We start from the raw sequence: 12,189 nt of genomic DNA, 5'->3' as shown, positions 1-12,189 counted from the left end.
GGATGCGCGGGTCAAGCCCGCGCACGACGACTTTGTACGCCGTCACTTCATTTCCGTCAGCCGCGCCGCGTACCGGGCCATCAGATCGACCTCGATATTGACCTCGTCGCCCGCCTTCCAGCCACCGATCGTCGTGACCGAAAGCGTGTGCGGGATGATCAGCACCGAAAACGTCACGTCCCTGACCGTATTGACCGTCAGCGAGACGCCGTCGAGCGTGATCGAGCCCTTGGTGGCGATGAAACGCGCCAGCTCCCGCGTGGTCGAAAGCTCGAACCGCGCCATGTCGGGCAGATCCTCGCGGCTGACGAGTGTGGCGACACCGTCAGCGTGGCCGGCGACGATGTGGCCACCGAGTTCGTCACCGATCTTCAGCGCCCGCTCGAGATTAAGCCGTGCGCCCCGCTTCCAGTGCCTTGCCGTCGTCATCGCCAGCGTCTCGGCCGCGGCATCGACGTCGAACCAGGTCCTGCCGCCTTCGACGCCGGAGGCGACCACCGTCAGGCAGACGCCGTTGCAGGCGATCGAGGCGCCGTCGGCAATGGTGGTCTGGTCATAGCGGCAGGCGATGCGCAGCCGGTGCAGCTGTCCCTGCGCCGTCGGCGTGAAGCCGACGATCTCGCCGAGATCGGTGACAATGCCAGTGAACATTACGCGCGCTCGTAGATGGTGAGAGTATCCTTGTCGAATGTTTCGCTAGCATGAACCTTGTAGGCCTGCGACTGCGTGATTTTCGACAGGGGCAATGCATCGAGCGCATCTATTCCGCCGGGCCCAACCGCTTCCGCTCCGCGGAACAGCCAGATTTCGTCGACGAGGTTGGCGGCAATGAACGATGCGGCGACCCGGCTGCCGCCCTCGACCATCAGCCGCGTGATGCCCTTCCCGGCGAGAGCATGGAGCACGGACGGAAGATCGAGCCCGGACGCGCTCCCGGGCGGTACGCGGATGATCTGCGCGCCGGCAGCGCCAAGACGGGTCGCGGCGGCGGCTTCGGCGAGATCAGAACCGACCACCCAGAGCGGCGCCTCGCGCGCGGAGCGCACCAGTTGGCTTGCGGCCGGGATGCGCAGATTCTGGTCGAGCACAACTCGCACCGGAGAACGCGCTTCCAGGCCTGGCAGGCGGCAGTTGAGTTGCGGATCGTCCGCCAGCACCGTGCCGATGCCGACCAGGATGGCATCGCTCTGCGCACGGAGCAGATGCACGCGGTTGCGCGCCGCCTCCCCGGTGATCGCGACCGGCCTGCCGCCGGAAGCACCGATCTTGCCGTCGGGCGAGACAGCGAGCTTCAGGATCACATGCGGGCGGTGGTCGCGGATGCGGCGGAAATGCCCGGCATGGTCGAAGGCCGCCTCCGCCGCGCACAGACCGACGTCCACATTGATGCCGGCAGCGCGCAGCCGCGCGTGCCCCTGGCCTGCGACCTCCGGATTGGGATCCTCGATCGCCGCCACCACGCGCTTGATGCCGGCTGCGATCACCGCATCGGCGCAGGGCGGCGACTTGCCGAAATGCGAGCAAGGCTCGAGCGTGACGTAGAGCGTGGCGCCGCGGGCGGCTTCGCCTGCCCGCCGCAGGGCTTCGGGCTCGGCATGCGGACGCCCGCCCGCGTGGGTCCAGCCGCGGCCGACGATGATTCCGTCTTTCACGATGACCGCGCCGACGGCCGGATTGGGCCAGGTCCGCCCCTGCCCGCGCCGGCCGAGCGCAAGGGCCAGCTCCATGAAACGGCGATCGGAATCCTTGGCCTCGCGGATCTTCTGCGCGAACTGATCCTCCAGGATACGGAAGATCATTTGGGGATCGCGGCGAGCCGCGCTTCCTCCTCACCGGAGAGTTCGCCGAGCACATCGGCGAAATCCTTGGCCTCGCGGAAATTGCGGTAGACCGAGGCGAAGCGCACATAGGCGACGTCGTCGAGCGTGCGCAGATGCTCCATCACGGTCTCGCCGATCACCTCCGAGGAGATCTCGGCTTCGCCCCCGGTCTCGAGTTCGCGCACGATGGTGGAGACCATCTTCTCGACGCGCTCTGGCTCGACCTGCCGCTTGCGCAAGGAGATCGACACCGAGCGCATCAGCTTGTCGCGGTCGAACGGCACGCGGCGGCCGTTGCGCTTGACCACGGTGAGCTCGCGCAGCTGCACGCGCTCGAAGGTGGTGAATCGGAAATTGCAGGCGACGCACACGCGCCGCCTGCGGATCACGGACGAGTCCTCGGTCGGACGCGAGTCCTTTACCTGCGTATCGAGACTGTTGCAGTTCGGGCAGCGCATCCGTTGACCTTGACCTTACTGGTAGATCGGGAATCGGTCGGTGAGCGCCTTGACCCGCTCCTTGATCGCGGCCTCGACCAGCGGCGCCTTGCCGTCGTCGGACTGCGCGACCGCGTTGAGGACCTCTGCGATCATGCCGCCGACCTGCTGGAATTCGGCGACGCCGAAGCCGCGGGTGGTCGCCGCCGGGGTGCCCAGACGAATACCGGAGGTGACGAACGGCGACTCGGGGTCGAACGGAATGCCGTTCTTGTTGCAGGTGATGGCAGCGCGAACCAGCGCCTTCTCCGAGGCGTTGCCCTTCAGGCCCTTCGGCCTGAGATCGACCAGCATCAGATGGTTGTCGGTACCGCCGGAAACAATATCGAAGCCGTGGCTCTTCATGGCTTCGGCCAGCGCCTTGGCGTTCTCGACGACGTTCTTGGCGTAGACCTTGAAGTCCGGACGCAGCGCCTCGCCCAAGGCGACCGCCTTGGCCGCTATCACATGCATCAGCGGGCCGCCCTGCAGCCCCGGGAAGATCGCCGAGTTGAACTTCTTGGTCAGCGTCTCGTCATTCCACAGCATCAGGCCGCCGCGCGGACCACGCAGCGATTTGTGCGTCGTCGTCGTGGTGATGTGAGCATGCGGCACCGGCGAGGCATGCACGCCGCCGGCGACCAGGCCGGCGAAATGCGCCATGTCGACCAGCAGATAAGCGCCGACGCTGTCCGCGATCTCGCGGAAGCGCTTGAAGTCCCAAGCGCGCGAATAGGCCGAGCCGCCCGCGACGATCAGCTTCGGCTTGACCTCTTCGGCCTGCCTGGCGACCGCATCCATGTCGATGATCTGGTCCTCGCGGCGCACGGTGTAGTGCGCGGCCTTGAACCACTTGCCGCTCATGTTGACGGGGGAGCCGTGGGTGAGATGGCCGCCGGCCGCAAGGTCGAGGCCCATGAAGGTGTCGCCGGGCTGCAGAAGCGCCAGGAACACCGCCTGGTTCATCTGGCTGCCGGAGTTCGGCTGCACGTTGGCAAATTTGGCACCGAACAGCTTCTTGGCGCGATCAATCGCAAGGTTTTCGGCGACGTCGACCCACTCACAACCGCCGTAGTAGCGCGCGCCCGGATAGCCTTCCGCGTATTTGTTGGTCATCACCGAACCCTGCGCTTCCAGCACGGCCCGGCTCACGATGTTCTCGGAGGCGATCAGCTCGACCTCGTGGCGCTGGCGACCGAGCTCGCCCTTGATGGCGGTGGCGATTTCCGGGTCGGCCTGCTCGAGCGAGGCGGTGAAAAACGAATCGGGCGCGGAGGCGGTTTTGGCGAAGGTCATCTTGCGAATATCTCCACCGCCGCAGCCTTTTGGCGGGCTACGGGCGGTCTGGTGTGGCGATCGGAAGCGGCGAGCGCGATCTACCACATCGCCCGCAACAGGCCAAGTGGTTGCGGGTCGGGCCTGAGATTTGTGCAAGATATGGTGGAGCGTGGAGATTTGCGCGCTTGGGCCAGCCTTTGGGAACCGCCCGACCGCCGCCTCCCGAACGGGCCGCTTTGGCCCTAACTCCTCATTTTTTGGATCCGCCGGCGGCCTGTCACAGGCCGGTATACCCCGCTTTCACCGGATCCACGCTGCCGTCGAGTTGGCGCAGATAGGTCAGGCCGCACACCGTCAACCTGTGGGTGTCCTTCTCGCCGGCTTCCATCAGGGTGTTGAGATAGTTCGTGACCTTGGCCCTCGCCTCTTCGCTGGCCGCTGCGGTGCGGTTGGCGAGCATGTCGTAGGTCTGCATGATGCGGTCGATGGCGGCTTCCATGGCACCCTCTGGTTGGTCAATGTTTTGGGATTGTCGATCAGGCAACCGCGCGGGCCTCGGCCTGCGCCTGGAACCGGGCGATCGCCTTGTTGGCAAGCCTGATCTTGTTGATTTCGCCGCTGTGCAGCAGCTTGATGATGATCCCGAGCAGGCGTTCATCGGTGACGAGCGTATCGGGTATCGCGCCGGAGCGGCGCAGGTAATTCGCGGCGATGGCGTAGGCCTCGCTCACGAGTTCGACATTCATCGCCTGAAGCCCGCGCTCGACCAGCATCGCCGTTTCTCCGATCCGAAGGAGATAAGCGCAAAGCCCGGAACTGGTTCCTGGGGACCGCAAGATTTTCTTCGCAGGTGCAAAAATGCAAAACGCACCGGTCCGGGGCAACTCCGGGCCGGCGCGCTTGGGGAAGTTGAGGCACGTTCGGGCGGCTTGCCGGTCTTGTTGCGGGCCGGCTTGGCCTATCCCGTTAAAACTCAGAGCCGATACAGGATCTGGTCGGTCCAGAACCGCTCGAGGCGGTGCAGCGACTTGTTGAGGGTCGAGAATTCTTCGCCCGAGATGCCGCCGACCTGCTCCACCGTCTTGACGTGCTTCTGGTAGAGCGTATCGACGATGCGGCGGACTTCCTGGCCCTGCGGGGTCAGGCGGATGCGCACCGAGCGGCGATCGACGCGCGAGCGCTGATGATCGAGGAAGCCGAGCTCGACGAGCTTCTTCAGATTGTAGGAGACGTTGGAGCCGAGATAGTAGCCGCGCGTGCGCAGCTCGCCCGCGGTCAGCTCCTTGTCGCCGATGTTGTAAAGCAGGAGAGCCTGCACCGAGTTGATGTCCGCGCGGCCGCGGCGATCGAATTCGTCCTTGATCACGTCGAGCAGCCGGCGATGCAGCCGCTCCACCAGAGTCAAGGCTTCCAGATAGAGCGACTGCACCGAACCCTGCTGGCCGGAGACGCGCTCCGCGGTATCTGCCGCAGTTGCGACGGCTTTCATCATGACACTTCCCCTGTTGTCGTTTTTATCGACACTTATTCGACGAAACTTGTGTCCCGCCTGATAGGTGCAACTTAAGGGGGGCGTTTGAAGATCGCCTTAAATAAGAGAATAAAGAGATCATGAATTTAAGACAGTGAATTGCGGATTAAGCCTGTGCCACAAGGGCTTTTCGCAACGCTCTGTTGACCTTCGCAAGGTCCTGTTCACCCTCCGTCCGCCCCCCTTGTCGCATTCCAGAACAGCCCCGCTCCGTTTCGAAACGGGCGTGTAACAGCTGTGGCGGGATGCACGAGGTCAACGAAAAGTTACCTCGAATTTTAGGCAACCAGCCGTCAACCAAATCGGCACAACCGCGCTCTCGTGTCCCGGACGAGCGAAGCGAGATCCGGGACTCAAAAAGCCCCAGACGAGATCGTGGAGAGATGGGCTCCGGCTCTGCAACGCATCACGCCGCAAGTGCGGCGCGCTGCATGCGTCCGGGGCACGAGACTGTTTGCTGGCTACGGCGCCACGCTATGGCGGTCGCTCGCGCGCGGCCATCCAGGCGAGTGCGAGATAGGCCGCGAGCATGAAGGCTTCGACGCCCACGACGATCAGGCTGCCGCCGTAGATTCCCGGGAACATCAGCTCGATCACCGCCATCGACACCACGGTCGTGAGCCACACCACCGCGCCCCACGGCGTCGCCAGCCACAGGCCGACCGCGGCGACGAGTTCGATCACCGCGAAATAGACGGTGGCGGCCTGCCAGGCCATCGACTGGTTCTCGAACGCCTCGTCCTCGCCGCCGACGAAGCCCGTCACCTGCGCCCAATGATAGAGGCCCTTGAGGATCGAGAGCAGCGCCATCACCCGCAGGAACAGCACGAGACGGCGCGTCCACACATTGTCGTCGGACTCCGGGCGCTCCGACGAGATCGCGGCCACCGACATCGCGCTGTCTCTGGCACTGTCTCTGACGGCGTCCCTGGGGCTGCCGTCGCGGGCCGCATCGCGGGTGGTGATCTCGGACATGGCCCCCTTCTGGCTGCTTCGGCTCGCAAAATCAATCGGCCGCCCGTCACGTCAATTCTGCCTTGCGGCAGGTCAAGCCGCGGTGACGGGAGCCATGCGAGCTGGTATAAGAATAATTCCAGCCGGAGGAAGAGTGATGGCGATCAAATACGGACGTCCGATCGAACTGCGCGAGGTCTCGCGCCGGGAGGGTGCTGCGGTGCCCCATGCCCTCGATCTGACCGTCCGCCCGCGCCGCAACCGCAAGGCCGAATGGGCCCGGCGGATGGTGCGGGAGAACGTGCTCACCACCGACGACCTGATCTGGCCCCTGTTCCTGATCGACGGCCACAACAAGCGCGAGCATGTCGCATCGATGCCCGGCGTCGAGCGCCTCAGCGTCGACCAGGCCGTGCGCGAGGCCGAGCGCGCGATGAAGCTCACCATCCCCTGCCTGGCGCTGTTTCCCTATACCGAGCCGTCTTTGCGCGACGAGGAGGGCTCGGAAGCGACCAACCCGAACAATCTGGTCTGCCAGGCCGTGCGGGCGATCAAGAAGGAATTCCCGGACATCGGTATCCTCTGCGACGTCGCGCTCGATCCCTTCACCAGCCACGGTCATGACGGCCTGATCTCGGACGGCAGGATCTTGAACGACGAGACGGTCGCGGTGCTGGTGCGTCAGGCGCTGGTTCAGGCGGAAGCCGGCTGCGACATCATCGCGCCCTCCGACATGATGGACGGCCGCGTTGCCGCGATCCGCGAGGGGCTGGATCACTCCGGCCTGACCGACGTGCAGATCATGGCCTACGCCGCCAAGTACGCTTCCGCCTTCTACGGCCCGTTCCGCGACGCGATCGGCTCGGCCAAGACGCTCACCGGCGACAAGCGCACCTATCAGATGGACAGCGCCAACACCGACGAGGCGCTGCGCGAGGTCGAGCTCGACATCGCCGAGGGTGCCGACATGGTGATGGTGAAGCCCGGCATGCCCTATCTCGACGTGGTCCGCCGCGTGAAGGACACCTTTGCGATGCCGACCTTCGCCTACCAGGTCTCCGGCGAATACGCGATGATCGCGGCTGCCGCCAACAACGGCTGGCTCGACGGCGAGCGCGCGATGATGGAGAGCCTGCTGGCTTTCAAGCGCGCTGGCGCCGATGGCGTGCTCAGCTATTTCGCGCCGAAGGCGGCGGAGAAGCTGCGCAGCCAAGGCTAAGGCTGTCGCCGGGCTCCCGCCCCCGAATCGCCGGAATATTTTGGCTCGTTAATGTCCGGGTGCCCTTGGCACGGGGATGGCCTGTTCCCATGTCCTGCCACGGGAGAACTCCTTGGGAGACGGACATGCCGTATTCGGATTCGGGCAATACGTGGCGCAATGACGGCGGGGCGCAGCCGCACGCCTACGACCCCTATCTGCATCCGGAATTGTTCCGCGGCGTTGCGACGCGGCGGGTGTTCGCGTTCCTGATCGACATGGTCGTGATCTCGGTGCCGGTCATCCTCGGCTACATCTTCATCGCTCTGTTCGGCGTGGTCACGCTCGGCATCGGCTGGGCGCTGTTCTGGCTGGCCTGGCCGGCCTCCGTGATCTGGGCCATCGTCTATTACGGCGCCTGCATTGGTGGCCCCTCCTCCGCGACGATCGGGATGCGGGTGATGGATCTGGAGCTGCGCACCTGGTACGGCGCGCCGGGTTATTTCGTGCTCGGCGCCACCCACGCGGTGCTGTTCTGGGTCACGGTCTCGTTCCTGACGCCCTTCGTGGTGCTGCTCGGCCTGTTCAACGGCCGCCGGCGCCTGCTGCAGGATTTCGTGCTGGGAACGGTCGTAATCAACAATTCTGTTCGCGCGCCGGTGGCGCAGGCGGCAAGGACCTGGTGATCACGAGGACCTGGTGATCAACGGCCTGCTAACTGGGATCCACTAAGCTGACCGCTGATCTGACCTGCCGAGCTGGCCAATTGACCGGGGGCTTTCGTAGCGCGATGCTGTTACTCACTTCGGAGGCCCACGACGTCCCTTGACCCAGCACTCGCGCGACACCCCCCAATTTTACCTCACGGCGCCCTCGCCCTGCCCCTATCTGCCGGGCCGGCATGAGCGAAAAGTGTTTACGCACCTCGTGGGTGAGCGTGCCGGTGACCTCAACGACCTCCTGACCCATGGCGGCTTCCGCCGCAGCCAGTCGATCGCCTACCGGCCGGCCTGCGATCAGTGCCGCGCCTGCGTCTCGGTCCGGGTCGTCGCCAACGAGTTCCGCCCCTCCCGCAACTTCCGCAAGGTGATGGCGCGCAATTCCGACATCATCGGCGAGCAGCGCAGCGCGGTGCCGACCTCCGAGCAATATTCGGTGTTCCGCGCCTATCTCGACGCCCGCCACCGCCACGGCGGCATGGCCGACATGACCGTGCTCGACTACGCCATGATGGTGGAAGACAGCCATGTCGAGACCCGCATCATCGAATACCGCAAGCGCGGCCCCGACAGCGGCATCACCGGCCGCGGCGAGGAGCTGATCGCAGTCGCCCTCACCGACGTGCTCAGCGACGGGCTGTCGATGGTCTATTCGTTCTTCGAGCCGGGCCAGGTCAGCCGCTCGATGGGTACCTTCATGATCCTCGACCACATCGCCCGCGCCCGCCGGCAAGGGCTGCCTTACGTTTATCTGGGCTACTGGATCGAAGGCTCCAAGAAGATGGACTACAAGGCCCGCTTCCTGCCGCAGCAGCGCCTCGCGCCCTCGGGCTGGCTGCGCATCGACGCGCAGGGCGATGCGGCGTCCGAGCCGCAGGACTGAGGTCCGATTTCGCGGTTTCAGGGGGCCGCGGCTTCGGCCAGTTCCGAGGTCGCGAACTTTGCCGCCCCCTCTTCACTGACGATGAATTTGAGCGCCGCAAGTCCGGGCAGGAAGAAGTAGCCTCCCCCGAGCGTCGTCGTGAAGTTCGCCAGGGAGACCTCTCCACCGCTCGGCAGGCCCGGCAAGGACAAGGCCTTCGGGAAGGTCTGTGGGTCGGACGACCCGACGAACGGATCGTCGGCGTGGAGGTTGACGAAACTCGGATTCCGCGCCCAACGCTGCTGGACGAACTCGAACTGCCGCTCGATATCCGCATTGCACGCGATGAAGAAGATGCCCTTTCGCGTCTCGCCGTTGCTGTCCTCGCGATACGGCCGGCCGCGACGCAGCAGTCTGTGCAGCTTGGTCGACTTGATGCTCGACTTGAGGTCGACACCCAACGTGTCCCGCGGATTCATCCGTCGAATGTGCGACCCCTTCGGGCATATGAAGCCATTGGCGTCGTCGACACGATAGCGAAACGCGTCAAGTTCCGAATCCGTTTTTGGGTTGGTCGGGTCGTATTTCCACGCGAGCGGCCAGCCATTGTCCTGGCGCCCCATCAGCTTATTGCAGATGTCCTTGCCATTTACCGCCTGGAAGCGATCGAACGCCGCCACGTCCTGCTCGATCTGGCGCACGGCGAGGTAGCTTCCGTTCAGGGCAAAACGGCCGCCGGGATGTTTGGCGAGGCCTGAGGGCCCCCACCCCTTCACGTCCGGGCAATAAGTGAGTTCATCATATTCGTTGCGATAGCCGAGGATGAACTCTCCAGGCTGAACGACGCGATCGTCGTACAGCGCATCGGCCTCCTTCTTGTCCTTGTCCTTCTCTGACCGGCGCGGTCGGACACTGTCGTCTTGCTTCAATCCCCTGATGACGGGCTGCGCCAGGCCGTCGCGAAACCCGAACGCCTCGCGCAATTTCTCTTCGTTGTCGCCTTCCAGTTTTCGAAATGAGCAAGGGTCGTTATCGACCTGGATGGCGCTGAATATCGTCTCATCGGGGCGCGAAATGATCGGCCCGACGCCTCTCTCCGTCCATTCGGCAATCAGGACATGTACGGCATCGCCGCTATCACCATCAACGTCAGACCAGCGCCATGCTCGGGGATTGTCCCTCAGCAGCAACGCGCGTGCATCGCTGCCCATGCCACTGCGGAAGGGTGTCGGGAATGGATAAATGTCGTCTTCCACGCATCCGAGCTTTATCAGCCCCGAAAAGCTGAACGCGACCGCCGCAGCCTTCGCGATCGGATGCGTTCTCGACTTTCCAACCTCGTTGGCGTTGGCAATGACGCCGCTCTCCACGAATTTTGCGAGCCATGCCCGAGCCGGGATCTCCTGCCCGTCCCTGATCGTCAGCAGCCAGAACCGACTGTCTTGCAGCCAGCCGTAGCCGCTCCTCAGCATTCCCTGGATGTCATCGAAATGGTGCGCGAGATGTGCTGCCGGCGCTTTCATGATTCGATGGCCCTCATGATCAGGTCGTCGTTGCTGTCGTTCCGCTCTCCGAACAGAGCGTCGCGCAGTCTCGTTGCGAGGTTGATCTGGTCGACTGATTCTTTGCGCGCGTCGAAGCGGAACATATGCGGAAGCATGCTGTCGCGCGCATATGACTTGAACTGCAGCTCGCGCTTCACGCCCCGGAACACGATAAATCGCGTCGGCGGAAAGCTGCGCGCATGCTCGACCGCAGGCTGGCCGACCGCTGCCAGTTTGCGCGGTTTCAGCGTTGTCCAGCGCCAGGCCAGATTCGTCCCGACGGTGGCGCCATTGATGAAATCGTCGAGATAGCCGCCGAAACTGCCATCATAGTTCGAGCAGAACAGGTAGCGGCGCCCGTCCTCGATGATGTGCCAATGGCCGAAATGAATGCCCGGCGCACTGCCCAGCCGACTCTCGGTAAAGATCACACGTCCAAACAGCGTCACGATGCGCAGCGACACCCGGATCCACCAGGCACTCCAGCCGTTGGGACTGCGGAGATCCGTCAGGCTGACCATATGTGCGGTTTCGCGCACCACCAGCCCTTCGCTATTCTCGATCGACGGATCGACCTGTTGGGCGCGAGGCACGTTGTCTTCGTAAGGTTGAAAGAACCAGTTGCCAACTTTCGCGAGATCCTGACTGATCCGGGACAGCAGCCCGACCGCGCAGACCGACACGACGATCGCGAGAATGACGAAGGCGATGATCTGCCATCCGAGAAATTTGGCAGTCAATGCTTCGTATGCGTCCACGATCGTCGAGGGCCAAAAGATGAAGGCGAACGCGAGCGCGACGAGGGCGAAAGCGATCGGCACGCTGAGCAACAGGCCGATCCGATAGGTAAGCCATGACGACCACGTGTCGGTGGGCCGGTCGAGCTCGCGCCCCACGCTCTCCAGCCAGCGCCGCCACGTCCTGGAAAGGGCTGGCAGAGCAATCAGGAACAGCCATACCAGGACCCCGAACCCGAGCAATGCAAGTACACTGCGGATACTGACGCCAAGCACCCAGCGACTGGCCCTTGAAATGAAGGCCACTACGTCCGTCACGCCGGAATATGGCGGCCCGAACAACCAAGTGTAGACGCCGAGCGCACCGCGCGGCACCGCGCCGACCAGCCAGACTGCGATCAGCCACAGCACGAACAGTGTCAGTACGTAGCCGATTTTTGCGGAGATGCTCGCGCCCTTGCCGCGCCAGTACGAACGAGGCGCCGGATCCAGTGCCCAGCCGAAGCGAGGATTTTGGAATGCCCGTTGCGCGAGCGCCAGGGCGAACGCCGATCGGTCATGGCCATAGAGCATGGCTTGCTTCATGGCTCGCGCCTCGTCTCGCGTCCATTCAAGCAGCTCCTGCTCCTTCTCGATCTGCCGGGCCGTTCGATCGCGGGCGCCGATGAAGCCGCCATCGGCGATGCTGAGATGCTTCATCAACATCTTGTGCAGCTTGTCGTTGCGTTCGCTCCGCAGCGCTGTGGCATCGCCCGGCCAGAACGAGCTGTACAGCGACCACATCGCCTCGCTCCAATGGTAGACGAGCCGGTAGAGCATATCGTAGGGATCGATTCCTTCTTCGATCGCGAGCTCGAGCATCAACAAGGGCCGCTTGTCGCCTGCGTCGGCCCTGGCCGGCAGCAACGCGATTGAGGCGAACTGGACGACCTCGACGTCTCGGAACAGAGAGTAAAGCCCCGTGGAAACGGGGCTGTCTTCCGATAGATCGGTCGTTCCGTTCCAGCCCGGCACGACGATACAGATCATCTGCTGGCGGACTATCTCGAGCATGCCCGTCTTCTCCCGCC

General features: G+C 64.0%; 13 protein-coding genes. 3 read left to right on the top strand and 10 right to left on the bottom strand.

Annotation, left to right across the window (positions count from 1 at the left end; translation table 11 throughout):
• Window positions 1-42 precede the first annotated feature (42 nt).
• The 8 genes from C7G42_RS30375 to C7G42_RS30340 all read right to left on the bottom strand — a co-directional run bounded on the left by C7G42_RS30375 (window position 43) and on the right by C7G42_RS30340 (window position 6,080).
• Window positions 43-651, bottom strand: coding sequence for a riboflavin synthase (locus C7G42_RS30375; protein ID WP_106952568.1), 609 nt, complete (start codon window positions 649-651; stop codon window positions 43-45).
• Complete coding sequence (gene ribD, locus C7G42_RS30370) at window positions 651-1,799, bottom strand: bifunctional diaminohydroxyphosphoribosylaminopyrimidine deaminase/5-amino-6-(5-phosphoribosylamino)uracil reductase RibD (protein ID WP_106952567.1); 1,149 nt, start codon at window positions 1,797-1,799, stop codon at window positions 651-653. Before ribD ends, C7G42_RS30375 begins: the two co-directional genes overlap by 1 nt.
• The gene (gene nrdR / locus C7G42_RS30365) at window positions 1,796-2,278 is read right to left on the bottom strand and encodes a transcriptional regulator NrdR (protein ID WP_106952566.1); all 483 of its coding nucleotides are present in this window, start codon (window positions 2,276-2,278) and stop codon (window positions 1,796-1,798) included. Before nrdR ends, ribD begins: the two co-directional genes overlap by 4 nt.
• Window positions 2,279-2,293: 15 nt before the next feature.
• The gene (gene glyA / locus C7G42_RS30360; protein WP_106952565.1) at window positions 2,294-3,592 is read right to left on the bottom strand and encodes a serine hydroxymethyltransferase; all 1,299 of its coding nucleotides are present in this window, start codon (window positions 3,590-3,592) and stop codon (window positions 2,294-2,296) included.
• A gap of 259 nt (window positions 3,593-3,851) precedes the next feature.
• Window positions 3,852-4,073 (bottom strand): hypothetical protein, encoded by a 222-nt coding sequence (locus C7G42_RS30355; protein ID WP_094977594.1) that lies wholly within the window; start codon window positions 4,071-4,073, stop codon window positions 3,852-3,854.
• Window positions 4,074-4,110: 37 nt separating this feature from the next.
• On the bottom strand, window positions 4,111-4,347 hold the full coding sequence (locus C7G42_RS30350) for a hypothetical protein (protein ID WP_106952564.1): 237 nt from the start codon (window positions 4,345-4,347) through the stop codon (window positions 4,111-4,113).
• A 200-nt stretch (window positions 4,348-4,547) separates the two neighbouring features.
• Window positions 4,548-5,066 carry a transcriptional regulator LdtR gene (ldtR, locus tag C7G42_RS30345; RefSeq protein ID WP_106952563.1) on the bottom strand — a complete coding sequence of 173 codons (519 nt, stop codon included), beginning with the start codon at window positions 5,064-5,066 and terminating at the stop codon, window positions 4,548-4,550.
• Window positions 5,067-5,579: 513 nt separating this feature from the next.
• Entirely contained in the window at window positions 5,580-6,080 is a 501-nt protein-coding gene (locus C7G42_RS30340) for a DUF6163 family protein (protein WP_094891836.1), read from the bottom strand.
• Window positions 6,081-6,216: 136 nt separating this feature from the next.
• On the opposite strand from C7G42_RS30340, the gene hemB reads away from it, so the two are divergent.
• The 3 genes from hemB to C7G42_RS30325 all read left to right on the top strand — a co-directional run bounded on the left by hemB (window position 6,217) and on the right by C7G42_RS30325 (window position 8,859).
• On the top strand, window positions 6,217-7,278 hold the full coding sequence (hemB, locus tag C7G42_RS30335) for a porphobilinogen synthase (protein ID WP_106952562.1): 1,062 nt from the start codon (window positions 6,217-6,219) through the stop codon (window positions 7,276-7,278).
• A gap of 125 nt (window positions 7,279-7,403) precedes the next feature.
• Window positions 7,404-7,943 carry an RDD family protein gene (locus tag C7G42_RS30330; protein ID WP_199581214.1) on the top strand — a complete coding sequence of 180 codons (540 nt, stop codon included), beginning with the start codon at window positions 7,404-7,406 and terminating at the stop codon, window positions 7,941-7,943.
• 139 nt (window positions 7,944-8,082) lie between these two features.
• Window positions 8,083-8,859 (top strand): arginyltransferase, encoded by a 777-nt coding sequence (locus C7G42_RS30325; RefSeq protein ID WP_097663231.1) that lies wholly within the window; start codon window positions 8,083-8,085, stop codon window positions 8,857-8,859.
• A gap of 17 nt (window positions 8,860-8,876) precedes the next feature.
• Here C7G42_RS30325 and C7G42_RS30320 read toward each other — a convergent pair whose 3' ends face one another.
• Both C7G42_RS30320 and C7G42_RS35540 read right to left on the bottom strand, forming a co-directional pair.
• Window positions 8,877-10,361 (bottom strand): Dyp-type peroxidase, encoded by a 1,485-nt coding sequence (locus C7G42_RS30320; protein WP_199581213.1) that lies wholly within the window; start codon window positions 10,359-10,361, stop codon window positions 8,877-8,879.
• Complete coding sequence (locus C7G42_RS35540) at window positions 10,358-12,172, bottom strand: hypothetical protein (protein ID WP_199581212.1); 1,815 nt, start codon at window positions 12,170-12,172, stop codon at window positions 10,358-10,360. The genes C7G42_RS30320 and C7G42_RS35540 overlap by 4 nt, the downstream gene beginning before the upstream one ends.
• Window positions 12,173-12,189 lie beyond the last annotated feature (17 nt).

The organism is Bradyrhizobium sp. MOS003, assembly GCF_003020125.1.
Taxonomy (GTDB): domain Bacteria; phylum Pseudomonadota; class Alphaproteobacteria; order Rhizobiales; family Xanthobacteraceae; genus Bradyrhizobium.
Note: the sequence above shows the minus strand (reverse complement) of the source record. Positions and strands in the feature narration are given on the sequence as shown.